The 23253-nt window shown below is 72.8% G+C and carries 23 protein-coding genes and 1 pseudogene; 13 read left to right on the forward strand and 11 right to left on the reverse strand.

Annotated elements, in window-relative coordinates:
- Nucleotides 1-26: 26 nt before the first annotated feature.
- On the reverse strand, nt 27-1016 hold the full coding sequence (locus SCNRRL3882_RS03780) for a TerC family protein (protein WP_102514728.1): 990 nt from the start codon (nt 1014-1016) through the stop codon (nt 27-29).
- Between the two features lie 87 nt (nt 1017-1103).
- Nucleotides 1104-1748 (reverse strand): phosphoribosyltransferase, encoded by a 645-nt coding sequence (locus tag SCNRRL3882_RS03785; protein WP_029181439.1) that lies wholly within the window; start codon nt 1746-1748, stop codon nt 1104-1106.
- A 250-nt stretch (nt 1749-1998) separates the two neighbouring features.
- On the opposite strand from SCNRRL3882_RS03785, the gene SCNRRL3882_RS03790 reads away from it, so the two are divergent.
- Both SCNRRL3882_RS03790 and SCNRRL3882_RS03795 read left to right on the forward strand, forming a co-directional pair.
- The gene (locus SCNRRL3882_RS03790) at nt 1999-3243 is read left to right on the forward strand and encodes a polysaccharide pyruvyl transferase family protein (protein WP_010043707.1); all 1245 of its coding nucleotides are present in this window, start codon (nt 1999-2001) and stop codon (nt 3241-3243) included.
- 39 nt (nt 3244-3282) lie between these two features.
- Nucleotides 3283-4722: an FAD-dependent oxidoreductase gene (locus tag SCNRRL3882_RS03795; RefSeq protein WP_010043705.1), complete on the forward strand. Its 1440-nt coding sequence runs from the start codon at nt 3283-3285 to the stop codon at nt 4720-4722.
- 12 nt (nt 4723-4734) lie between these two features.
- On the opposite strand, the gene SCNRRL3882_RS03800 is transcribed toward SCNRRL3882_RS03795, so the two are convergent.
- On the reverse strand, nt 4735-5391 hold the full coding sequence (locus SCNRRL3882_RS03800) for a dienelactone hydrolase family protein (RefSeq protein ID WP_010043703.1): 657 nt from the start codon (nt 5389-5391) through the stop codon (nt 4735-4737).
- A 146-nt stretch (nt 5392-5537) separates the two neighbouring features.
- Between SCNRRL3882_RS03800 and SCNRRL3882_RS03805 the strand changes: the two genes are divergently transcribed.
- The 4 genes from SCNRRL3882_RS03805 to SCNRRL3882_RS03820 are packed head-to-tail and all read left to right on the forward strand — an operon-like array spanning nt 5538 to nt 8786.
- Nucleotides 5538-6536, forward strand: coding sequence for a GlxA family transcriptional regulator (locus SCNRRL3882_RS03805; RefSeq protein WP_086012557.1), 999 nt, complete (start codon nt 5538-5540; stop codon nt 6534-6536).
- Nucleotides 6533-7135 carry a DJ-1/PfpI family protein gene (locus SCNRRL3882_RS03810; RefSeq protein WP_010043698.1) on the forward strand — a complete coding sequence of 201 codons (603 nt, stop codon included), beginning with the start codon at nt 6533-6535 and terminating at the stop codon, nt 7133-7135. The genes SCNRRL3882_RS03805 and SCNRRL3882_RS03810 overlap by 4 nt, the downstream gene beginning before the upstream one ends.
- Nucleotides 7136-7190: 55 nt before the next feature.
- Nucleotides 7191-7646, forward strand: coding sequence for an archease (locus SCNRRL3882_RS03815; RefSeq protein WP_029181438.1), 456 nt, complete (start codon nt 7191-7193; stop codon nt 7644-7646).
- 33 nt (nt 7647-7679) lie between these two features.
- The gene (locus SCNRRL3882_RS03820) at nt 7680-8786 is read left to right on the forward strand and encodes a CapA family protein (protein WP_029181437.1); all 1107 of its coding nucleotides are present in this window, start codon (nt 7680-7682) and stop codon (nt 8784-8786) included.
- 756 nt (nt 8787-9542) lie between these two features.
- Here SCNRRL3882_RS03820 and SCNRRL3882_RS03825 read toward each other — a convergent pair.
- Nucleotides 9543-10556: a sigma-70 family RNA polymerase sigma factor gene (locus SCNRRL3882_RS03825; RefSeq protein WP_010043694.1), complete on the reverse strand. Its 1014-nt coding sequence runs from the start codon at nt 10554-10556 to the stop codon at nt 9543-9545.
- A gap of 136 nt (nt 10557-10692) precedes the next feature.
- Here SCNRRL3882_RS03825 and SCNRRL3882_RS03830 point away from each other — a divergent pair, with 136 nt between their 5' ends.
- Together SCNRRL3882_RS03830 and SCNRRL3882_RS03835 are read left to right on the forward strand one after the other, a co-directional pair.
- Nucleotides 10693-11145, forward strand: a complete 453-nt coding sequence (locus SCNRRL3882_RS03830) for a YbhB/YbcL family Raf kinase inhibitor-like protein (protein WP_010043692.1) — start codon at nt 10693-10695, stop codon at nt 11143-11145.
- Between the two features lie 153 nt (nt 11146-11298).
- The gene (locus tag SCNRRL3882_RS03835) at nt 11299-12561 is read left to right on the forward strand and encodes an MFS transporter (protein WP_010043690.1); all 1263 of its coding nucleotides are present in this window, start codon (nt 11299-11301) and stop codon (nt 12559-12561) included.
- Nucleotides 12562-12613: 52 nt separating this feature from the next.
- On the opposite strand, the gene SCNRRL3882_RS03840 is transcribed toward SCNRRL3882_RS03835, so the two are convergent.
- The gene (locus SCNRRL3882_RS03840; RefSeq protein ID WP_010043688.1) at nt 12614-13042 is read right to left on the reverse strand and encodes a VOC family protein; all 429 of its coding nucleotides are present in this window, start codon (nt 13040-13042) and stop codon (nt 12614-12616) included.
- A 270-nt stretch (nt 13043-13312) separates the two neighbouring features.
- Between SCNRRL3882_RS03840 and SCNRRL3882_RS03845 the strand changes: the two genes are divergently transcribed.
- Complete coding sequence (locus SCNRRL3882_RS03845; protein ID WP_010043686.1) at nt 13313-13687, forward strand: SH3 domain-containing protein; 375 nt, start codon at nt 13313-13315, stop codon at nt 13685-13687.
- Between the two features lie 52 nt (nt 13688-13739).
- Nucleotides 13740-14117: a hypothetical protein gene (locus SCNRRL3882_RS03850; RefSeq protein ID WP_029181436.1), complete on the forward strand. Its 378-nt coding sequence runs from the start codon at nt 13740-13742 to the stop codon at nt 14115-14117.
- A gap of 62 nt (nt 14118-14179) precedes the next feature.
- Here SCNRRL3882_RS03850 and SCNRRL3882_RS03855 read toward each other — a convergent pair whose 3' ends face one another.
- The gene (locus tag SCNRRL3882_RS03855) at nt 14180-14629 is read right to left on the reverse strand and encodes a hypothetical protein (protein ID WP_010043682.1); all 450 of its coding nucleotides are present in this window, start codon (nt 14627-14629) and stop codon (nt 14180-14182) included.
- Nucleotides 14630-14801: 172 nt separating this feature from the next.
- On the opposite strand from SCNRRL3882_RS03855, the gene SCNRRL3882_RS03860 reads away from it, so the two are divergent.
- Complete coding sequence (locus SCNRRL3882_RS03860; RefSeq protein WP_010043680.1) at nt 14802-15986, forward strand: SH3 domain-containing protein; 1185 nt, start codon at nt 14802-14804, stop codon at nt 15984-15986.
- On the opposite strand, the gene SCNRRL3882_RS03865 is transcribed toward SCNRRL3882_RS03860, so the two are convergent.
- The 4 genes from SCNRRL3882_RS03865 to SCNRRL3882_RS40685 all read right to left on the reverse strand — a co-directional run bounded on the left by SCNRRL3882_RS03865 (nt 15962) and on the right by SCNRRL3882_RS40685 (nt 20198).
- Complete coding sequence (locus tag SCNRRL3882_RS03865; protein ID WP_010043678.1) at nt 15962-17518, reverse strand: serine/threonine-protein kinase; 1557 nt, start codon at nt 17516-17518, stop codon at nt 15962-15964. The genes SCNRRL3882_RS03860 and SCNRRL3882_RS03865 overlap by 25 nt on opposite strands.
- Nucleotides 17515-18318, reverse strand: a complete 804-nt coding sequence (locus SCNRRL3882_RS03870) for a hypothetical protein (protein ID WP_010043676.1) — start codon at nt 18316-18318, stop codon at nt 17515-17517. The genes SCNRRL3882_RS03865 and SCNRRL3882_RS03870 overlap by 4 nt, the downstream gene beginning before the upstream one ends.
- An 86-nt stretch (nt 18319-18404) precedes the next feature.
- On the reverse strand, nt 18405-19142 hold the full coding sequence (locus SCNRRL3882_RS03875) for a class I SAM-dependent methyltransferase (protein WP_010043674.1): 738 nt from the start codon (nt 19140-19142) through the stop codon (nt 18405-18407).
- A 66-nt stretch (nt 19143-19208) separates the two neighbouring features.
- Nucleotides 19209-20198 carry an SCO2400 family protein gene (locus SCNRRL3882_RS40685; RefSeq protein WP_010043670.1) on the reverse strand — a complete coding sequence of 330 codons (990 nt, stop codon included), beginning with the start codon at nt 20196-20198 and terminating at the stop codon, nt 19209-19211.
- Nucleotides 20199-20522: 324 nt separating this feature from the next.
- Here SCNRRL3882_RS40685 and SCNRRL3882_RS03890 point away from each other — a divergent pair, with 324 nt between their 5' ends.
- Nucleotides 20523-20972, forward strand: a complete 450-nt coding sequence (locus SCNRRL3882_RS03890; protein WP_010043667.1) for a hypothetical protein — start codon at nt 20523-20525, stop codon at nt 20970-20972.
- 148 nt (nt 20973-21120) lie between these two features.
- Here SCNRRL3882_RS03890 and SCNRRL3882_RS03895 read toward each other — a convergent pair whose 3' ends face one another.
- A complete protein-coding gene (locus SCNRRL3882_RS03895) occupies nt 21121-22485 on the reverse strand; it encodes an APC family permease (protein WP_029181435.1) in 1365 nt (454 codons plus the stop codon).
- Between the two features lie 59 nt (nt 22486-22544).
- On the opposite strand from SCNRRL3882_RS03895, the pseudogene SCNRRL3882_RS42185 reads away from it, so the two are divergent.
- Nucleotides 22545-23230: pseudogene (locus SCNRRL3882_RS42185) on the forward strand (CatB-related O-acetyltransferase).
- Nucleotides 23231-23253: the final 23 nt, after the last annotated feature.

Consider the following 23253-nt stretch of genomic DNA (forward strand, 5'->3'; position numbering starts at 1 on the left):
ACCGTCCGACGCCCCGGCGGGAGAACCTACCGGGACCCGGCGGCGCGCCGCTTGTCCTCCTCGGCCTCCTCGGCCTCCCGCTTCTTCGAGGCGCGCAGGCTGGTGACCGTCGTGGCGGCCAGCACCAGCACGATGAAGCCGAGCGAGAAGGGGATGCTGATCTCGGGGACGTGCACGCCCGACTCGTGCAGGGCGTGCAGCACCAGCTTGACGCCGATGAAGCCGAGGATGATCGACAGTCCGTAGGAGAGGTGGACCAGCTTCTTCAGCAGGCCGCCGATGAGGAAGTACAGCTGCCGCAGACCCATCAGGGCGAACGCGTTCGCGGTGAACACGATGTACGGGTCCTGCGTCAGGCCGTAGATCGCGGGGATGGAGTCGAGCGCGAACAGCACGTCGGTGGAGCCGATCGCGAGCATCACGACCAGCATCGGGGTCATGATCCGCTTGCCGTTCTCGGTGATGAACAGCTTCGTGCCGTGGTAGCGGTCGGCCACCCCGAACCGCTCCTCCGCCATCTTCAGCAGCTTGTTCTCCTGGTACTCCTCCTCGTGCTCCTCCTTGCGGGCGTCCTGGACCAGCTTCCAGGCGGTCCAGATCAGGAACGCGCCGAAGATGTAGAACACCCAGGAGAAGGCGGAGATGATCGCCGCGCCGGCCGCGATGAAGATCGCCCGCAGCACCAGGGCCATCAGGACGCCGACCATCAGCACCCGCTGCTGGTACTGCGAGGGCACCGCGAACTTCCCCATGATCAGGACGAACACGAAGAGGTTGTCGACGCTCAGCGACTTCTCGGTGATGTAACCGGCGAAGAACTCGCCGGTGGGCCCGCTCCCACCGAAGTACCACAGCCCCAGCCCGAACAGCACGGCCAGGACGATCCACACCACCGTCCAGGTCCCGGCTTCCTTGACGGACACGTCGTGCGGCTTGCGGCCGACGAAGAAGTCGACGGCGACGAGCACACACAGCACTGCCACGGTCAGCAGCCATACGGAGAGCGAGACGTTCACTGGTGATGCTCCTGTTGCAGGTGTGGGGATGGGACATCGTTGTCCGACCTGGCTGGTTTCCGCCACACCTGAAAGGTGAGCAATTGGTCACAACTGCGCGTGCAGCGCCTCCAGGACGTCCTGGTCCGTCAGCTGGTCGAAGTTCTCGTACCAGAGGCCCACGGCCATGAACGCGGCCGGCTGGTGCAGACAGATCACCTCGTCGGCCTCGGCGCGCATCAGCTCGGCGGCCTCCGGGGAGCACACCGGCGCGGCCACCACCACCCGTTCGGGTGCCTGGCGGCGGACGAATCGCAGCGCGGCCCGGGCCGTGGAACCGGTCGCCAGGCCGTCGTCGACCACGATCACGGTGCGTCCGCGCAGGTCGGGTGCGGGACGGCCCTGCCGGTACAGCCGCTCGCGGCGGCGCAGCTCCGCGCGCTCACGCTCGATGACGGGCGCGAGGGCGGCCTCGCGCAGCCCCAGGTGACGCATGGCGTCCTCGTCGAGGAGCGGCACCTCGTCCCCGGCCATCGCGCCGACGCCGAGCTCCTCCTGGAAAGGCGCCCCGATCTTCCGTACGACGAGCACGTCGAGCGGGGCGTCCAGCGCCCGGGCGACCTCGCGCGCCACGGCGACCCCGCCGCGGGGCAGGGCGAGGACGAGGGGATCGGGCAGCGCCCCCTCGCTCTGCCGGGTGCGCAGTCTTTCGGCCAGTTCCCCGCCGGCCTGTCGGCGATCACGGAACCGCATGACGGTCACCTCTGCTTCCCGCACGGAGAGGGCCCCCGGCCGGTCCGGCTCCCGCGTACCCGCTGCCCACCGGACAATGCACACCTTCCGGACCTCCGTCACACTCGGAACGCGGGGTGTTTCCGGCCCTGCGGCGCAGGCAACCCGGGACCGTGCGCACGGGCGCGAACCGTACGCACGGGCTCGGCTCTCCCCGCACGACCGGCGCACCAGGCACTGAGGCAGACTCCGACGCGACGGGAGCACCCGGATGACCACTGCCCCTTCTCATCCGCAGCCCGCCCGGCCGGGCCCGCGCATCGGCGTGCTCGGTTCGTACGGCGGCTTCAACATCGGCGACGAGTCGATCCTGACGTGTGTCCTGCGCTGCCTGCGCGCCCAGCGGCCCGAGGCCCGGCTGGTCGTCTTCAGCCGGAACGCCGAGCACACCCGGGCCCATCACCCGGGCGCCGACGAGGTGGTGGACTGGGAGGGCGTCAGCCGCCATCAGGTCCTGGACGCGCTGGCCTCACTGGATCTGCTGGTCCTGGGCGGCGGCGGGCTCCTCTTCGACGGCGAGGCGCGCCGCTATCTGCGCCTGGTCCGGGCGGCGCAGGAGCGTGGCATCCGCACCTTCGCCTACGCCATCGGCGCCGGCCCGCTGCGCGAGCCCGACGACCGGGAGGCCGTGCGCACGGTGCTGGCGGACATGGACGACGTCGTGGTGCGGGACGAGGAGTCCAAGCTGGTGCTGGAGGAGGTGGGTGTCGAACGCGACGTCGTCGTCACCGCCGACCCGGCACTGCTGCTGGAGCCGGAGCCGTTCACCGACGAGATGATGCGCCACGAGGGCGTGCCCACCGACTCGCGTCTGGTGGGAATGTCGGTGCGGGAGCCGGGCCGGGCGGCCGAGAAGCTGGACGAGGGCGACTACCACGCGCTGCTCGCCGACGTCGCCGACTTCCTCGTCCGCCGGCTGGACGCGCACGTGGTGTTCCTGCCGATGGAGCGGCACGACGTGCGGCACGCGCACGCCGTGCTGTCCCACATGACCGCTCCCGACCAGGGGCGGATCCTGCACGGCTCGTACAGCCCGGGACAGGTCCTCGGCTTCATGCGCCATCTGGACCTGGCGGTCGGCATGCGCCTGCACTTCGTGATCTTCGCGGCGCTCTCCGGACTGCCGGTGCTGCCGCTCCCCTACTCCGGCAAGGTCTTCGACTTCGCACGCCGGATGGGGGCTCCGGCCCTGGTGGGCGTGGCGCGGGAGCAGGCCGGGCTGCTGCTGGCGGAGGTGGACCGGCTGTGGGACGAGTACCCGGAGCGCCGGGAGGAGCTGCACTCCCGCGTCCGGGAGCTGTCCGCGCAGGCCCGGGAGACCTGCGCCCGCTGCGGAGTGCTGCTGGACGAGGTCGACGGCGGGACGGAGCCGGCCATCGGCACCACTGCCCTCCTGGACACGGAGGCGGAACCACCGCCCGCGCCCACTGCCGAACCCCGCCCGCTGGGCGTGTGACGCCGACGCCGCCGAGGCCCCGCCCGCGGGAGGACTTCGATGCCGATCCTTCAAGAGCCGCGCGAGCCCCGCACGGTCACCCTGCCCGCACGTCCCGCCCGGCACGGCGGCCGGACGGAGGTCCTGGTGGTCGGCGGCGGCCCGGCCGGTTTCGCGGCGGCGGTCGCGGCGGCCGACGCCGGGGCCGAGGTCGTCCTGGTGGAGCGCTACGGGTTCCTCGGCGGCAACGCGACCGCGGCGCTGGTCATGCCGCTGATGTCGTTCCACAACGAGCACAAGCAGGCCACGTTCACCGAGTCCGGTGAGGAAGCCCGGCTGCTGCCCACCGACCACGGCGAGGGCGAGCCCGTCGTCCAGGGCGTGCTGTGGCGGCTGCTGGACCGGCTCATGGGGCGCGGCGGCTGTCTGAAGCCCTCCCCGAGGACCGGGTACACGGTCCCCTTCGACCCGGAGCTCTTCAAGCTGGTCCTGCTCGACATGACGGACGAGGCGGGCGTGCGGATGCTGTTCCACGCCTTCGCCTCCACGGCACTGCGCCTCGACGACGGCTGGCGGGTGGTGTTCGAGACCAAGTCCGGGCCGGTGGTGATCGATGCCGACGTGGTCGTGGACGGCACGGGCGACGGCGACGTCGCGGCGGCCTGCGGGGCGCCGTACGAGATCGGCCGGCCGGAGGACGGGCTGGTGCAGCCGATGACGCTGATGTTCCGGGTCGCGGACTTCGCCCGGCCGGACTTCGCGGAGTACGTGCGGGAGCACCCCGACCAGTGGCGCGGGGTGCACGGCCTGTGGGACCTGGTCGAGGAGGCCCGGGCTGACGGTGATCTGCGGCTGCCGCGCGAGGACATCCTGTTCTTCGCGACGCCGCATCCGCGCGAGGTCAGCGTCAACAGCACCCGCGTGACCAGGGTGCTCGGCACCAGCGTGTGGGACCTGACCCGGGCCGAGTACACCGCCCGGCGCCAGCTCGCGGAGATCGACCGCTTCCTGCGCACCCGCGTGCCCGGTTTCGAGGAGTCGTACGTGGTGCAGAGCGGTACGCACGTCGGCGTCCGGGAGACCCGGCGCGTCGTCGGCGACTACCACCTCACCGGCCACGACATCCTGGCCGCCCGGCGCTTCCCGGACGTCGTCGCGCACGGCGCCTACCCGGTCGACATCCACAACCCGCGCGGCTCCGGAACGGTCCTGAAGCGGGTGCCCCCGGGCAGCTTCTACGACATCCCGCTGCGCTGTCTCGTGCCCCAGGGCACCGAGCGGCTGCTGGTGGCGGGCCGCTGCATCTCGGGGACGCACGTGGCGCACTCGTCGTACCGGGTCATGCCGATCGCGATGGCGACCGGACAGGCGGCGGGCGTGTGCGCCGCGCTGACCGTGCGGCACGGGCACGGGCCCCGCGGGGTGCCGTACCGGCTCGTGCAGCGGGAACTGCTGCGGCAGGGCGCCCGGTTGCGCATCGACCTGCCGGTGGGCGGCTGACGCGGGCCGCCGTCAGCCCGCCGCGGTCCGCAGCTGGTCGTGGCACCACTGCCGGACCACGTCGGTGACCTGGTCGAGTGCGCCCGGCTCCTCGAACAGGTGCGTGGCGCCGGGCACCACGTGGAGGGTGTGCGGCACGTGCAGCCGCCGGGCCGCTTCCTCGTTGAGCCGCAGCACGTGCTGGTCCCGGCCGCCCACGATCAGCAGTACCGGAGCCCGGACGGTGTCCAGGGCGTCGCCGGCCAGGTCGGGCCGCCCGCCGCGCGAGACGACGGCCGGCACCCGGTCGGGGCGTTCGGCCGCGGCCACCAGGGCCGCGCCCGCGCCGGTGCTGGCGCCGAACAGGACGACCGGCAGGCCCTGGGTGCCGGGCGACTGCGCCAGCCAGTCGATGGCGGCCACCAGCCGGCGGCCCAACAGGGGGATGTCGAAGCGGAGTTCGGCGGTGCGGATGTCCAGCCGTTCCTCCTCCTCGGTGAGCAGGTCGATCAGCAGGGTGCCGAGTCCGGCGGTGCGCAGGCCGGCGGCGACCTCGCGGTTGCGGGGGCTGTGCCGGGAGCTGCCGCTGCCGTGCGCGAACAGCACGACGGCGCGGGCGGCCGGCGGCACGTCCAGATCGCCGGTGAGCGCCGCGCCACCGGCGGGCACGGTGACCGTCTGGGAAATCATCGACAGGCCTCCTCTCCCCCGGTTCCCTCGTCCTGCCGCCCGCCTACCCACCCTGGGGCGGTCGTCCCGTCTGGCCTCCCGCATGGCGCGATTCGTGGGGTGGGTGTCGTTGACGCCATGCCCCGCGCCGGAGGAGCGTGGAGGACGTGATGTCCCGCCGTATCGTCTTCGTCGTCTTCGACGGCTTCCAGCCGCTCGACCTCACCGGCCCGCACGAGGTGTTCCACAGCGCGGGCGACACCTACGTCTGCGAGGTCGTGGCGCCCCGGGCCGGACCGGTCAGGTCGGTCAGCGGGCTGCTCGTGCATGCCGGGCACGGTGTGGCGGACCTCGGACCGGCCGGGATCGACACGCTCGTGGTGGTCGGCGGCCGGGGTGTCGACCAGGCCCGGCAGGACGAGGCGCTGGTGTCCTGGATCGCCGCCGCGGCGGCCGGTGCCCGGCGCGTGGCCTCGGTGTGCAGCGGGGTGTTCCTGCTGGCGGCGGCGGGGCTGCTGGACGGGCGCCGGGTCACCACGCACTGGGCCCGCGAGGAGCAGTTGGCCCGGGAGCACCCCGAGGTGCGTGTGGACTGCGAGCCGATCTTCGTCCGGGACGGGCCGGTGTGGACGTCGGCCGGTGTGACGGCCGGCATGGACCTGGCGCTCGCCCTGGTGGAGGACGATCTGGGCCGGGACGTCGCGCACGCCGTGGCCCGCCGGCTGGTGCTGTTCCTGCGGCGGCCGGGCGGCCAGTCGCAGTTCAGCGTGGCGCTGTGGTCGCGGCAGCCGGCGACGGACCCGGTGCGGGCCGCCGTCACCGCGATCCACGCCGATCCGGGCGCCCGGCACGACATCGCCGGCCTCGCCGCGCACGCCGGGCTGAGCCCTCGGCACCTCCAGCGCCGTTTCACCGCCGAACTGGGCGTGCCGCCCGCCGCGTACGTCGAGCGGGTGCGCGTCGAGGCGGCCCAGCGTGCCCTCACCGAGGGCGACGAACCGGTCGAGGCCATCGCCCGCCGCTACGGCTTCACCACCGCGGAGACCCTGCGCCGCACGTTCCACCGCCGGCTCGGCGTCGCGCCGTCCGACTACCGCGCCCGCTTCCGCTCCACGGCGGAGGCCGCCGTCGCCCACCACGTCCCACAGAAGGGGGAACCCGTATGACGACCTACGGTCTGCTGGTCTTCGAGGAAGCCGAGGAGCTGGACTTCGTGGGGCCCTGGGAGGTCTTCACCGTCTCCGCCCGGCTCCGCGAGGGCGCCGACTCGGCCGTGATCGTCGCCGAGCACCCCGGGCCCGTGCGCTGCAACAAGGGCATGCGCGTCCTGCCCGACCACACCCTCGACGACCATCCGCCCCTCGACGTGCTGCACGTACCGGGTGGCCGGGGCGCGCGCGAGGTCCAGGTGCACAACCCGGTGGTCACCGACTGGATCAGGGAGACGGCGGAGCGTGCCGCATGGGTGCACGGCGTGTGCACCGGCACGTTCCTGCTGCACGCGGCGGGTCCCGCGCGCGGACGGCGGGTGGCCACGCACTGGAGCCAGGAGGACAGGCTCGAGGCGCGCGGCGACGTGACCGTCGTCCGGGACGCCCGCTACGTCGTGGACGGCGACCTGGTCACCAGCCAGGGCGTCTCGGCCGGCATCGACAGCGCGCTGTGGCTGGTCGGGCGGCTGCACGGCCGGGACCACGCGCGGGCCGTACGGCGCTACATCCAGTACGACCCGGCGCCGCCGTACCTCGCCGACGAGCCCGTCTGACCACCCGCCGGGCCGGTCGCTGCATGGGTGTGCCGGCCCCGGGCAGGCGATGTTCATGGGCGGTGACAGGGGTGACGACGGGCTGGGACGGCAGGCGGGCGAGTGCGGGCACCGGGCGGTGCCGCATCCGGAGAACATCCGGATCGAGGCGTGGGCGGCGTGCCGGGAGCACTGTCTGGCGGAGGCCGTCCTGGCGATGGTGGAGTGCTTCGCGGACGTCTCCGGGGTGCGTCCGACCGCCGTGGATCGGGTGCGGCTCGCCGAGGCCAGCGACGACGACCTGCTCGCCACGCTGCTGGACGAGATCATCTTCCGGCTGGAGGTGTACGGCCAGGTGCCCGTGGACGTGGAGGCGGACGAGGCCGACGGCGGCCTGGACGTACGGCTGGCGGTCACCGGCCTCGCGGACGTGGAGATCACCGGGGCGGTGCCGAGGGCGGTGGCGTGGAACGAGCTGCGGATCGGGCCGGATCCGTACGGTTGGTCGTGTGCGGTGACGGTCGACGCGTGACCCCGCCCGCCGGGGCGCGCCTACCGTGGAGGTGTGGGCGGCGGCGTCGTGACGCTGTTCCTGTGCGGTGACGTGATGCTCGGGCGCGGCGTCGACCAGATCCTGGCGCACCCCGGTGATCCGGCACTGCGGGAGGCGTACGTCGAGGACGCGCGGTCCTACGTCCGGCTGGCGGAGTCGGCGCACGGCCCGGTGCCCGTGCCCGTCGATCCGTCCTGGCCGTGGGGCGAGGCGCTGCGGGTGCTGGACGAGGCCGCCCCGGACGCCCGGATCGTGAACCTGGAGACGTCGGTGACGTGCCAGGACACCTTCGCCCCCGACAAGGAGATCCACTACCGGATGCACCCGGCGAACCTGCCGGCCCTGGCCGTGGCCCGGCCCGACGTGACCGTCCTCGCCAACAACCACGTCCTGGACTTCGGCCGCCCGGGCCTGCTGGAGACGCTGGACGCGCTGGCCCGGGCGGGCCTGCGGACGGCGGGTGCGGGACGTGACGCCGAGGAGGCGTACGCCCCCGCCGCGGTTCCCCTCCCCGGTGGCCGCCGGCTGCTGGTCCTCGCCCTCGGCGCGCGCTCCAGCGGCATCCCGTCCGGCTGGGCGGCGACGGCGGACCTGCCCGGTGTGGCGTACGTGCCCGAGCTCTCGCCCGCCGCGGCCGACTCCGTGCTGCGCCACGTCCGGCGGGCCCGCCGGGCCGGTGACCTGACCGTCGTGTCGGTGCACTGGGGCACGAACTGGGGGTTCCGCGTGCCCCGGGAGCAGGTCCGTTTCGCGCACGCCCTGGTGGACGGCGGGGTCGACGTCGTCCACGGCCACTCCTCGCACCATCCCCGCCCGCTGGAGGTGTACCGGAACCGGCTGATCCTGTACGGCTGCGGCGACTTCGTCGACGACTACGAGGGGATCACCGGCTACGAGGAGTACCGCGACGATCTGCGGCTGGTGTTCCTCGCCTCGGTGGAGGCGGACAGCGGACGGCTCGAGGGGCTGCGCATGGTGCCGCTGCGGGCGCGCCGGATGCGACTGGAGCCCGCGTCCCGGGCGGACCGCGCGTGGCTGCGGACGACGCTCGACCGGATCAGCGGCGGGGTGGGCGTGACGCCGACGCCGGACGGCTCGCTGACGCTGACGGGCGGGTGAACCGGTCGCGGCTCGCCGCCACGTCGAGCCGCACCGCAGACGAGCGAACCAGCGGCGGCTCAGGCACCCCGTCCAGCAGCACCACCGGCGGAAGAGCCGGTGGGGCCCGGGCGCCGGGCCCAACAGCACCGCAGACGGGCGAACCGGTGGCGGCAAGGGGGCCGGTCCGGCAGCGCAGCGGGCGGATGAACCAGTGGCGGCTCGGACGCCCCGTCCAGCAGTACCGCGGACGGATGAGCCGGTTGGGGCCCGGGCGCCGGGCCCACCGCAAGCGGGCGAACCGGTCGCGGCTCGCCGCCGCGTCGAGCCGCACCGCAGACGAGCGAACCAGCGGCGGCTCAGGCACTCCGTCCAGCAGCACCGCAGGCGGGCGAACCGGTAGCGGCTCGGTGCCCCGTCCGGCAGCGCAGCGGGCGGATGAACCAGTGGCGGCTCGGACGCCCCGTCCAGCAGCACCGCGGACGGATGAGCCGGTGGGGGCCAGGGCGCCGGGCCCAACAGCACCGCAGGGGGGCGAACCGGTGGCGGCTCGCCGCCGCGTCCAGCCGCACCGCAGACGAGCGAACCAGCGGCGGCTCAGGCACCCCGTCCAGCAGCACCACCGCCGGGAGGAGCCGGTGGGGCCCGGGCGCCGGGCCCAGCAGCACCGGAGGCGGGTGAACCGGTGGCTGTTCGGGCAGCCCGTCCGGCAGCACCACGGGCGGGTGAACCGGTGGCGGCTCGGTGCCCCGTCCAGGAGCGTCGTGAACGGGGAGGTCAGCCCGCCCAGGCCACCAGCCGCTCGCGGTTCTCGGGGGCCCGTAGCCGGGCGAGGGACTCCTTCTCCAGCTGGCGGACGCGCTCGCGGGTCAGGCCGACGCGGCGGGCGACCTCGTCGCGGCTGCGGGTGTGGCCGTCGTGCAGGCCGTAGCGGAGGCTGAGGATCATGGCCTCGCGGGGCGCGAGCGTGCCGACGGCCTCGTGCAGTTCCTCGGCGAGGGCCTGGTACTCGGCCACCTCCGGGGCCTGGAGCACCTCGGTGTCGGGAATGAGGTCGCCGACGACGGTCTCGCCGGTCTCGTCCACCGGCGTGTCCAGGCTGACGGCCTGCCGGCCGACGTGGCGCAGCCAGCCGATCCGGTCGACGGCGAGGCCGCTCTCCCGGGCCACTTCCTCGATGCTCGGTTCGCGTCCGAGGTCGAGCTGCAGACGCCGTTCGATCTTGGCGACCTTCTGGAGCTGCTCGACGACGTGCATCGGCAGCCGTACGGTCCGCGCGTGCGCGGCCAGGCCCCGCTCGATCGCCTGGCGGATCCACCAGGTCGCGGAGAACTTGAAGCCCTTGGTGTGGTCGAACTTCTCCACGGCCCGGATCAGCCCCAGATTGCCCTCCTGGATGACGTCCAGCAGGGGCAGCCCCCGGTGGGCGTGCCGTTTGGCCATCGACACGACGAGCCGGAGGTTGGCCCGGACCATGTGGTCCTTGGCGGCCTGCCCGTCCCGGGCCGCTTCCTCCAGCCGTCCCCGCCGCTCGGGCGCGAGGTCGAGTTCACCGGCATCGGCCCGTTCCAGTTCCTCCAGCGCCCGCACGCCGGCCTCCATCCGCCGGGCCAGCCGGACCTCGTCCGCCGCCGTGAGCAGCGGCGTCGCCGCGATCTGCCCGAGGTACTGGCCGAGCAGGTCGGGTTCCTCGTCGGGCTCGGGGATGCGGTTGCGCAGCCGCGCGGTGCGGGCGGGGGCGCGGCGGTCCTCCCGGGGGTGTGCCGCGGAGTCTTCTGCCAGGGGAGACATCCTCGTGTTCCTCCGTCCCCTACCTCTTTCCGGCCCGCTGCCTCTTTTTTCCGGCTCGTTCCGGACGGCTCCCGGGTACCCGAGGCGGTGGGTCCCGAACCGCATGTCCGGGTCCCGCGGGGGTACCCCGGGGCACATGACCGGCATCCAACTGCGCAGCAACGCGTTCAACGACCACTCCTTCATCGCGCGCCGGTACGCGTACGAGGGACCGAACGTCTCTCCGCCGCTGACCTGGAGCGGCGTACCGGACGACGCGGCCGAACTGGTCCTGCTCTGCGAGGATCCCGACGCCCCGTCGGGCACCTTCGCGCACTGGGTCGTGGTCGGCATCGACCCGCACAGCGACGGCGTCGAGGCCGGGCACTGCCCACCTGGTGGCACGGAGCTCGTCAACGGCTACGGGCAGCCGGGCTGGGGCGGCCCGCATCCCCCGCCCGGGGACGACGCCCACCACTACTTCTTCCGGCTCTACGCCTTGTCCGAGCCGTGCGTCCTGCCCGACGCGCCCCGCGCGGACCAGGTGCACGAGGAGGTCGAGAAGCGCCGCATCGCGGACGGCACGCTGGTGGGTCTCTACCAGCGCTGAGCCGACTCACCCCCGGGGAGACCGTCCGTGTGTCACAACGGATGGTTGTGTCACGGGTGACGGACGGTTGTTTGCCCGGGCGGCCCGGTGCCCGCTTGGATGGCTGCCGGTCAACATCGGGTTGTCCGCGGGAGCTGGGAGTGTGCGCCGGGGATGGCGGGCAGACGGTCGCTGGGGCGGCGGTTCGGGTGGCTGTGGGGCGCGTACGCGGTCAGCACGGCCGGCACATGGCTCGCGTTCGACGCGTTCGCGCTGCTCGCCGTCCTGGTGCTGGACGCCGGACCGACGCAGGTGTCGCTGCTGGCGGCGGTGGGACCGGCGGTCGGCGCGGCCGTGTCGGTGCCGCTCGGGCCGTGGGTGGAGGTCCGCCGGAAACGGCCGGTGATGATCGCGACGGACCTGGTCCGGTGCGCGGCGCTGCTGAGCATCCCCGTGGCGTTCGCCCTGGGCCGGCTGGGCTTCGGCCAGCTGCTGCTGGTGTCGGTGGCCGTCGCGGCGGCCGACATCACCTTCAACGCGGCGGCCGGGGCGTTCCTGAAGGAGCTGGTGCCGCGGCGGGACCTGCTCGTAGCGAACGGGCGGTTCGAGGCGACGAGCTGGACGGCCAGCATGGTCGGGCCGCCGCTGGGCGGGGCCGCGATCGGGCTGTTCGGTCCGGTGACGACCGTGGTGGCCGACGCGGTGAGCTATCTGCTCTCGGCGTTCGGCCTCCGGGCGATGGGCGGCGAGGAGAAACACCCGGTGCCGCCCGCGACCGGCGAGGCCCGGCCCCGGGCGGGCGACCTGCTCGACGGCTGGCGGTACATCCTGGCCGACCCGGCACTGCGCCCGCTCTTCTTCAACACGGTCCTCGCCAACTCTCTGATCATGGCGGCCTCTCCACCGCTGATGGTCCTGATGATCCATGATCTGCGGTTCGCCCCCTGGCAGTACGCGCTCGCCTTCGCGGTGCCCTGCACGGGCGGCCTGCTCGGCTCTCGTCTGGCACCACGGCTCGTCACCCGGTTCGGCCGGCATCGGGTCATGCTCAGCGCGGGGGTGCTGCGGGCGTGCTGGTCGCTGGGCCTGGCCTTCGTCGGCCCCGGTACGGCCGGGCTGGCGCTGGTCATGGTGGTCGAGTTCGGGCTGATCACCTGCTGTGCCGTGTTCAACCCGGTGTTCGCCACGTACCGCCTCGACCGGACCCCCGCGGACCGGGTCACCCGCACCCTGTCCGCCTGGTCGGCCACCGGCAAGGCCACCACAGCGGCCGTGACCGCCCTGTGGGGCCTGCTGGCCCACCTGACCGGCCCCCGTACGGCCATCGCCCTCGCCGGCGTCCTGCTTCTCGTCACTCCCGTCCTGCTCCCCCGCCCCGACCACGCACCGGACACCGGCCCCGAGCCGACTCCCCTGACGCTGAAGGACGGCGCCTGAACGGCCGGGCCGGGGCCGGGAGCAGCTCGCCCCGGCCCCGGCCCGGGCCGGCTCAGACCGCCCCGGGCACGTCCTCCGTGACGCCGTTCAGCGGCGAGGACGGGTCCGCGCCGTACGGGCGGGTGAGGATCTCCAGGCCGTGGCCCGCCGGGTCGAGGAAGTACACGCCCCGGCCGCCGTCGTTGCGGTTGATCCGGCGCGGGTGGTTGCCGTGCGGGTCGGCCTGGATGGGGATCCGGGCCGCGACGAGCCGGGCGAGGGCCTCGTCGAACTCGTCCTCGGAGACGAGGAACGCGTAGTGCTGCATGGGGATGTCGGCGTCGATGGTGAGGAAGTCCAGCGTGACGCCGTTGTCGGTCGTCACCGGCAGGAACACCCCGGCCGGTGCCCCGACCTCCAGACCCAGGATCTCCGCGAGAAAGCGGGCGGACTTCTCCCGGTCACGGGACAGGACGATGGTGTGGTTGAACTCGACTGACACGGTTGAATGCCTCCACGGGCATCTCCGCGGCACCTCCATGCCTCACCCGGCCGGTGACCGACACGCGATGCCGCGCGGTGGATGGTAGACAGCGGCGGGTGTGGCCGTCGAGCGGTTTTCGGCCGTATCGCGCCGCCCACGCCGAGCAGGCCAAGTCCCCCCGCACATACCCCTGTTGTCCCGCGCGACCCTGACAATTGTCAGGGACCGCGCCGCCCTTGGTCTCCCTACAGTTCTGAGCGTCGGCCAGACCTTCAGGGGGAACACGACATGTCCACTCGCATCTTCGCCAGGGCCGCGCTCGTCGGCGCCGGGGCACTCGCACTGCTCGGCCCGTTCACCGCGGGGACCGCCGCCGCGTCCGCCACCGGCGAGCAGGGCGGCGCCCGCGTCCTGGCGGCACCGTACGCGGTCGTGCCGTACGAGACCGTCAACGTCCGTACCGGACCCGGCACTTCCTACGGAATCCTCGCCACCGTTCCGGCCGGGCAGCCGCTCGGCGCCTACTGCTGGACCCGCGGCGAGCGCATCACCGACAACGGCTACTCCAACGACGTCTGGGTGAAGCTCCTCGAGGGCTACGTCAGCGCCGTCTACCTCAAGGGCGACGAGTACGGCGACCTGCCCGCCTCGGCGCGCTGCTGACCCGGACCATGACCACACCCGACCACACCATCGTCCTACGGGGGACAGACACATGAAGCGAATGATCAGCCGTACCGCCATGGGCCTCGCCGTGGCCGCGCTCGCCGTCGGCGGCCTCGCCACCACCGCCCAGGCGGCCCCGGCCGCCGCTGCCAACAGCGGCGACCCGACCCTGACCGACGTCTACGTCTGGGCCACCGACGTCAACCTGCGCCAGCAGCCGACCTCCGACTCCCCTCGTCTCGCGGTCCGTTCGCAGTGGTGGGCGGACGCCGTGTGCCAGACGCAGGGCCAGACGGTGCACGACCCGGCCGTCGGCACCAACAACTGGTGGACCGCGGTCCAGGAGTTCGCCGGCAGTGACATCGCCTGGGTGAACAACCTGTACATCCGGGGCGGCCAGAAGATCGCCGGAGTCCCGGACTGCTGACGCACCATGCGCCGCAGGGGGCGGACCGGAGCACCGGCCGCCCCCTGTGGCGTGTGTGCGGCTCAGTACCAGCCGGTCTCGGTCAGGTCGTGGCCGTCGCACGTGAGCACGGCCCGTGAGACGCGGCCGTTGAGGTTGTTGCCCATCTGCGTGTAGGCGTAGGTGATGCCGGAGTCGACGGTCTCGGAGACCCAGCCGTCGACACGCCCCACGCCGTTGTCGGAACGGTGGAGTACGGCGGCGCAGCCGGGCCGGGAGTTCTCGATCCGGGCGAAGGAGCCGCACTTGTCGGAGTAGAAGTACTTCAGGGCCATGCCTTCGGCGTACTTGGTGGCCCCGATCTGCCGGAACGTTCCCGAGCAGTAGTTGGTGGTGGGGTACTGCCCCTCGTTCCCGTAGGCCCCGTAGTTGCCGCCCGAGTGCGGCGCGGCCTGGGCGGAGGTCGGGAGGAGCGCCATCACCGCGGCGGCGCCCCCGGCGGCCAGCAGTGTCCTGAGCGATCGGCGGCTCATGAGCCCCCTCTTTCATGTGTGTCGGCGGATGTTCTGGTCGTGTGCGTGCGGTCCGGCGGTCCGACCGGCGCCTCGCTCACTGGGGTGACCGTACGGGCGGTCACCAAGCCGGCGACACCTGACACTTATCAGGGTCGAACCCCCAGGTCGTCCCGTTTCAGAAAGGGCAACCATGCGCTTGCTCCTGCGCGGTGCCGCCGCGCTCGCGACCCTCGCCACGGTGGCGTCGCTCACGGGCGGTGCGGCTGCGCTCCCCCGGCCGGGGACGGCCCCCGCGACACAGGCCGCCCGGATCCCGGACGGCGTCACCGCCGGGATCGCGGTCTTCGACCGCAGGACGGGCACGTTCACCGAACAGGTCGCCGAGAGCGCTCGCTTCCGGTCCGCCTCCGTCGTCAAACTGCTGCTGGCCCTGGACTTCCTGTGGGAACGCGGCCCCGGCCACCCGATCCCCGAGGCCGACCGGGCGCTGCTGGAGCCGATGCTGCGCAGCAGCGACGACAAGGCCGCGAACCACTACTGGTCGGAGTACGGCGGCTCGGCGATCATCGACCGGATGACGGCCCGCCTCGGTCTGCGCGACACCGCGCCGCCGCCCGCCGGGTACGAGGGCTACTGGGGCTACACCGCCCTCTCGGCCCGGGACACCGTGGCGATCTACCGCTACATCCTGGACGAGGCGCCCGCCCCCGTACGCGACTTCGTCATGGACAACCTGCGCCGCTCCACGCGCTGCGCCTCGGACAGCTTCGACCAGCACTTCGGCATCGCGGGCTCGTTCGACCGCCCGTGGGCGGTGAAGCAGGGCTGGTCCGGGGAGTACGCGAGGGGGACGTGCGGTGCCTCGGCGACGGCGGGCGAGGCGGAACCGGCCGCCGCTGACGGCAGCAGGACCGCCGCCCGCGTGGACCTCACCCGCCCCGCACTGCACACCACCGGCACGGTGGGCGCCGACGACCGCACGATCGTGGCCGTGCTGACGCTGCATCCGGTCGGCACGTCGTACGGGAAGGCGTACACCGACCTCGGCCTGCTGACCCGCTCGCTGGACGTGCCGGGCGGGGTGCGGCCCGCGGGGGCGTGGTTCGGCACCTGGGGCGAGTTCGTGAACGTCCGCAAGGGACCGGCCACGGGCGACGCCCGGGTCACGCGGCTCCCGGCCGGGGTCGGGGTGCTGGTGGGCTGCCAGACCCCGGGCCAGGTGGTCAGCGTGCCGCCGTACACCAACGAGTGGTGGGCCTATCTGCCCCAGTACGGCGGCTACATCTCCAACGTCTACATCAGTTCGCCGGACAACCGGCTGCCGGGCGTCCCGGAGTGCGGCTCCGGCGGTCAGCGCTCGTACTCGGCGAGGTAGCCCAGCACCTTGTCCACGTGCGGGCGTACCCGTGCGGGAACGCCGCCCTCATCGATGACCGTGCGGTCGCTGGTGCGGTAGCCGGCCGCGACCAGCGCGGGCAGGTCCTTCTCCGGCATTCCCGCCTGTTTGAACCGCTGGTCGAGCCAGCACACGTACAGGCTCATGGTGGCGATCGCGTCCGGCGGCGACATGTGGTCCTTGTCGCCGTCACCGTCGCCGTCCACCGCCCAGGCCCGGAACACCGACGGCGTCCACATGGCGATGCCGTACTCGTCGCTCTCCGGGCGGGCGGCGTGCGCGTCGAAGCCGCTCTCGGCCTTGAGCAGCGCGGCGAGCAGGGCGGGAGTGATCTCCTCGTCGGTGCAGCGGTGGGCCGCGCGGGCGATGACGGGGCGCAGCGCCTCGGGTACGTCGGAGTCCTCCGGGATCTCGCCGGGCACCGGGCGGTGCGCGCCGGTGACGGAGGCGGGGGTGGGGGCCCCGCTGTCGCGGTCGTCGTCCTGGGTGTCACCGGTTCCGCCGAGGAGTGCCGCCCCGGCGAGTGCGGCGGTCAGGACGACGAGCCCGGCCGCCGCGGCCGGCAGCAGGCGTCTCCGGCGGCGGGGCGGGCCGCCGGTGAGGTCCTCGACCCGGGCGGTGAGGTCACGGGCCGTGCACGGGAGCCGGGTGGTGTGGTCCGGCGCCAGGCAGTCGGCGATCAGCCGCCGCAGGCCGTCGCCGAGGCCGGCGTCGAGCCGCAGGGGTGCGGTGCCGCGTGCGTAGGCCTGGGCGGCGAGGGAGCGGGCCCGGGCCGTCGCGCCCGGGAAGGGGTGGAGCCCACCGGTGAGCACCTGGTGGGCGAGGACGCCGAAGGCCCAGATGTCGGCGGTGGGCCGGACGACCGCGCCCTGGGTGCCGGTGCGCTGGGACCACCACTCGGGCGGGAGGTGGTCGAGGGTGCCGAGCGGCGGCAGGTGGGCGTGGGTGCCGTCGAGTTCGGTGGCCAGCCCGAAGTCCGCCAGCCACACCTGCCCGCCCGGGCCCAGCAGGACGTTGGCGGGCTTGAGGTCGCCGTGCACCCAGCCGGCGTCGTGCATGTGGGCGAGTCCGGCGGCGACTCCGCGCAGGACGCGATCGGCGCCGTCGATCGGCCCGCCGGTGGCGGCGGCGTCCAGGACGTCCTTCAGGCTGGCCTCGGCACGGTCCATGACCAGCGCGAACGCACCGTCCAGGGCGGGCAGTTCCGGTGCCTCGACGGTGCACACGGCGTGGGTCCGCACCAGGTGGGGGTGGTCGGCCTCGGCGCTGAACCGGACCTCGCGCTCCACGAGTTCACCGAGCGCGGCGCGCTGCCCGGGCCCCAGGGCTCCGGTCGGGAGCACCTTCACGGCCACGGGCGTGCCGTCGGCGACGGTACGGGCCTCGTACACCGTCCCCCAGCCGCCGGAGCCGATGACCGGGCCCACCTCCCAGCCGTCGATCCGGAACCCCTCCGGGAGGCGGGGCGGCCCGGGTATCTCCAGGTCGTCCGGGGCGTCGGATCCCGTCATGCGCCGGCCTCCTGCGGTGTGAGACGGCCCGCTCCGCGGGCAGGCAGCAGGCTGAGGTGCTCTTCGCGCACCAGGCCGAAGCGCAGGGCCACGGAGGCGAGCCGGGAGCGCTTGGCTCCCGTGCGGCCGCCGTCGGATCCGGTCGCGGTCTCCTCCCCGAGGTCCAGGCGCAGTTTGGCGAAGGCCAGGTAGTCGATGTGGTAGTTGACCGCCGAGCGGGTCAGGTCCCGGCACGCCTCCAGCGGCCGCAGCCGCTCCACGATCTGCCCGACACCCGGCAGCGCCGTGTCGGAGGGGTCCCGCAGCCGGGGTTCGCACAGGGCCACCAGCACGAGGAAGTACTTCGACGTCGGGTCCAGGGCGAAGGGGTGGACGGTCTGTTCCCCACCACCCGGCGCGCACTGCTCACCGAGGTAGGCGTGCTGGGGTGCGAACACCTTGAAGGCCGCCGTACCGGACAGGGCGGGGAGCACCACGCGCGAGAACTCGAACGGCACGGGCGCGCCGAGCCGCCCCGGGGCGACCGTCAGGTACTCGCCCGCTCCCTCCAGGTTCTCCACGACGTACGACACGCTGCGGCTGAAGTTGGACAGCCGCCAGTAGTCCCCGGCCGCCTCCAACTGCCCGGCCCGGCGCGAGATCCCGGGGTCGGTCAGCACGATGCGCACCCCCGCACCGCCGGGGGTGCCGCGGCCGAAGTCGGCGGTGTCCCCGGGCCCCAGATGGAGCAGGTCGGGCCTGCCTGTCTCATCCCCGCCCCACTGTGCGGGACCGGTCAACTGCACGATGACGGTTTCCACGCGGACTCCCCCGCTGCTGACGCCCCCCGATTTGGTCGCCAGGATTGTACGGGCGGATTCCGCTTGCGCGGAGGCGGCAGGCCGCGTCAGCCGGCTGGTCGCGGACGCCGTGCGACGAACACGAACTCCCGGCCCGGCCGATCGGGCGCGTCGCGCACGTCCTCCACCACATAGCCGTGCGCGACGAGTTCCGCCTCGACCTCTTCCCGCTCACGGAAACGCAGTGTCGAGTCCGATGTCAGCACCTGCCCGTCCGCGGCGAACACATAGGTCCACCGGAACGTCACCAGCGGCCCGCTCACGTCCAGCAGATCCGCCCAGGACTCGACGGCACCGACGCCTGGCACCTCCGTCACGGTGTGCGTGGCCTCGCGGTTCCACTCCTCCCAGGCGCGGCGGGCCGGAACCCGGGTCTCGAACACGAAGCGGCCGCCGGGCCGCAGTGCCGCACGGACCCCTCGCAGGGTGCTCCGCCAGTCCTCGGGACCGACGACCGCCTGGGCGGCGTTGCCCGTCATGGTCGCGAGGTCGGCGGTCAGGGGCGGGAGGGCCGTCGCATCGCCGTGGATCCACCGCACCCGCTCGCCGCCCGGCTTGCCCCGGGCCACGTCCAGGGACGCGCCGGCGGGATCGACGCCGACGACGTCGACCCCGCGTTCCGCCAGCAGCAGCGCGAACACGCCCGTGCCGCAGCCGATGTCGAGCACCCGGCGCGCCCCGAACTCCTCCGCCATGCGCAGGTACGCGGCGAGATCGGCACGGTCGGGGTCGAGCGGGTCGTAGACCGCGGCGAGCCGCGGATGCCGGAAGCACTCGTCTGCCATGCGTCCGACGCTACGAAGGGCGGCCGCGGTGTGGCCACCGGTTTCCGGCGGGCGCCTTCGCTCGACTCAGCCCAGGCAGATGACGAGCAGGCACAGCTCCTTGGAGTCGGAGCCGGAATTCGAGGGAGGCGTCGCGGCCGGAGTGGGGCTCGCCGTGGACGGGGTCGTCTCGGGAGACGCGGCCTGCTGTGTGTCGTCGCCGGTGTCGGCGGCGGGCGGGGGCGTCTGCTCGGTCACCGTCGACGTGGACTTGCCGGCGTTGCCGGTGACGGTGTCGACGGTGTTCGGGACCGTGGTCCTGGGCTGCGTCGTCTTCGGCAGCTCGCGGGGCGTCGTGGCCGCGTCCGTCCGCGGGTCCGCCGGGGTGCTGCGGGGAGCGGTGCGGGGCTGCTCGCGCTGCGCGGTGCGGCCGGCGTGCGGCGGAGTGGTGGGCGTGACCGAGGACCGCGCGGTGTCGTGCCGGGTCGAGGTCGGTTCGGTGTACGTCGGCGCCTGACCGTCGGCGCCGCCCATGGTCGTGTCCTGCGGTGCCGTGGCCGACTGCACGCCGTGCGTGGAGTTGCCGTTCATGGCAGCGACGGTGAGACCGCCTCCGACGAGCGCGACGGCGGTCGCCACGACGGCCCGGCGCTGGTTCTTCTTCCAGCGGGCCATCTGACGGCGTCGTGCCGCGCGCCCCTGCTGCGGGGCCTGGTAGCCGTCGGTCCCGGGGGTGTCCGGGGTCTCGTGGCCGTCGGACGAGCCGGTGCTCAGGGGCCCGTGGCCGTCGGACGGGTCGGTGCCGAGGGTCGGGGGGCGGCCGCCGGACGATCCCGTGTACGCGAGGGGGAGCTCCCGCGTGCCGGCGCGGTTCGTGTCCCAGACGCTGCCGTCGTCCCACACGTTCCCGTCCACGTTCCCGTCGCGCCATGCGCCGGAGGCGGCCGGGTACGCCCATGCGTCCGGGCCGGTACGGCCGTCGGCGGCGGAGGGGTCGATGTCCGGGGCGTAGGCGCCGCACCCCGGGCAGACCAAGGCGCCGTTGAGGTGCCGACGGCACGAGGAGCAGTAGTCCATGTGTGGTCTTCCCGATCTGGCTGTGCCGGCGGCTTGCCGGCCGCGGCCTGGTCACGTTCGCACGTGGGCTCGAGCCGTAACGCTAACGAGACTTTGGAAGGGGGATGTGCAGCATGTGTGACACCCCTGGGCAGATCCTCGGGATCTCGCGTGTGGTGAAAGTGACTCGCGAGTAAGAGTGACGAGGTCTGGGCATGCTCGGGCCTCTCCCGCCAACTCCCCTGCCGCGCAACGAAATTCCCCGGACCGCGGCACAACCCTTTGGACGGCCCGCGGGTCACACCATGCAGGAGCAACCACCTCGAAGAGTTGCAAGGGGGAAATATGAGATTCACCCGTTCCGTCCTGGCCGCCTCCGCGTTAGCCGCGCTGACGGTGGGGGCCACGACCGCCCTGGCCGCGCCGGCCTCCGCCGCGCCCAACACCACGCCGCAGAAGGTCTGCGGGAGCAGCTACAAGACCGTGAACTCGGCGAACGTCGGCTCGCTCGGCACCGTCTATCTGACGTACAACGCCGCCAACGGGCAGAACTGCGTCGCGACCATCCGCAACAACCCGGGCACCGCCCTGGCCATGTCCGCGTGGGTCTACGTCCCCGACACCGAGACGGGGGACTCGGACGAGGGGCGGTACACGTCCTACGCCGGACCGACCTACGTCTACGGCAAGGGTCACTGCGTCGACTGGGGCGGCAGCATCAACAACGTGTATGTCCAGGTGTACGGCTCCAACTGCGGCACCCTGAAGGAACACCGGGTCACGTTCACGCGCTGAACGAACCCTGACCGCCCGGAACGACCTTGAACCGCGCTGAACCACTGTGAAACCCCTCTGCCGGGCCATCACGCTCCCGCCGCCGTCGCGCGGGAGCCGTGGTGGCCCGGTGCCGGTTCTCGGCGCGCCGCCCGGCGGTCGGGCCGGCTCACGCCGCGCCGCGTACTTTGAGCACCGCCTTGTTGAGCACCCACAGCCCGATACCGATGGCCACCAGCACGCCCGCCCGGATGTAGACGTCCGCGGGCCGGTCGGCCAACGGGCTGGCCAGGATCAGGGCCGTGACCGCGCCGAGCACCGGCAGGGCGGTCGGCGTACGGAAGTGCCGGTGTTCGACGCGGTCGCGGCGCAGGACCAGGACGGCGATGTTGACGACGGCGAAGACGCACAGCAGCAGGAAGGCCGTGGTGTCGCCGAGGCCCTCGATCTCCCCGGTCGAGACCAGGCCGATGGCGAGGAGCGAGACGAAGACGATGCCGACGACCGGGGTGCGGCGCCGGGGCAGGACGCGGCCCAGGGAGCGCGGCAGGATGCGTTCGTTCGCCATGCCGTAGCAGAGGCGGGACGCCATCATGATGTTGATCAGTGCCGAGTTGGTGACCGCGAACAGCGCGATCAGGGCGAAGAGCTTGGGCGGGAAGTCGAGCCCGCCGGCCTTCACGACCTCCAGCAGCGGGCCGCTGGAGTCCTCCAGCACGCGGTAGTCGACGAGCAGCGAGGAGACCAGGGCGACCAGGACGTAGATGGTGCCGGTGACGGCAACGCCGGTGAAGACGGCACGCGGGAACGTCCGCACCGGATCCTTGGTCTCCTCGGCCATGTTGACGGAGTCCTCGAAGCCGACGAAGGCGAAGAAGCCGAGGGCCGTCGCCCCCAGCACGCTGGTGAGCAGGGTGTGACCGCTGCCTTCCGCCTGGAACTCCCCGAGCCTGGAGGGTTCGCCGTCACCGGTCAGGACGGCCCAGGCGCCGATCGTGAGGATGACGAGCAGGCCGGTCAGTTCGACCACGGTGAGGACCACGTTGGTCTTCACGGATTCCGACACGCCTCGCAGGTTCAGCGCCGCCAGGGCGAGGATGAACAGGATCGCGACGAGCGTGGGCGGGAAGAAGCCGGTGAACTCGGACAGGTAGTCCCCGCTGAAGGCGCGGGCCGCCGCGCTCGCCGAGGACAGGCCCGAGCACATGACCATGAAGGCGACGATGAACGTCAGGAACGGGACCTGGAACGCCTTCTGGGTGTAGAGCGCGGCTCCGGCCGCCTTCGGATACTTGCCGACGAGCTCGACGTACGAGGCGGCTGTCAGGATCGCCACGGCGAACCCGATGACGAACGGCAGCCACAGCGCCCCGCCGACCTTGCCGGCGACCTGACCGGTGGTGGCGTAGATGCCGGTGCCGAGGATGTCACCGATCACGAACAGGACCAGCAGTCTGGGGCCGATGGCCCGCCGCAGCGGGGTCTCCTCCTCCCTCTCCGGCACGGCGGCTGCATCCCTGTCGGTTGCGGACACGAAAGCTCCCTGAGGCGTTCGACACGGACCGGAACACCGTCTCCCCTGCCCGGAAGACCATGCGTGATGCCTTGTACTACTCGCCTCGCCCCCGCGCACCTCGCCCGCGAGGGGACCATGGACCGGACACGAACCCGCTACCGATGAGGAACCCCCGTGCTCGTACCCGCCGACCCGACCGTCCTGCATCCGATGGAGGGTCGGGGAGTACTCCTACTACGACGACCCGGACGGCCCGGCGGCGTTCGAGACGCGCAACGTGCTCTACCACTACGGGCCGGAGAAGCTGATCATCGGCAGGTTCTGCGCGCTGGGCACAGGAGTGCGGTTCCTCATGAACGGCGCCAACCACCGCATGGACGGCCCCTCGACCTTCCCCTTCCCCACCATGGGCGGCTCCTGGGCCGAGCACTTCGACCTGCTCACCGGCCTGCCCGACCGGGGTGACACCGTGGTCGGCAACGACGTCTGGTTCGGCCACGGCACGACGATCATGCCCGGCGTGCGGATCGGGCACGGGGCGATCATCGCAGCCGGCGCCGTGGTCACCAGTGACGTGCCGGACTACGGCATCGTCGGCGGCAACCCCGCGCGCCTCATCCGTACCCGGTACAGCGACGAGGACGTCGCCCGGCTGCTGGCGGTGGCCTGGTGGAACTGGCCCGTGGAGCACATCACCGAGCACGTGCGGACGATCATGTCGGGCAGCATCGCCGACCTGGAGGCCGCCCGGCCCCCGCGATGAGTTTCGGCCGGGTCGCGAGTCTG

Origin of the sequence: Streptomyces chartreusis NRRL 3882, from assembly GCF_900236475.1 — a bacterium.
Taxonomy (GTDB): domain Bacteria; phylum Actinomycetota; class Actinomycetes; order Streptomycetales; family Streptomycetaceae; genus Streptomyces; species Streptomyces chartreusis_D.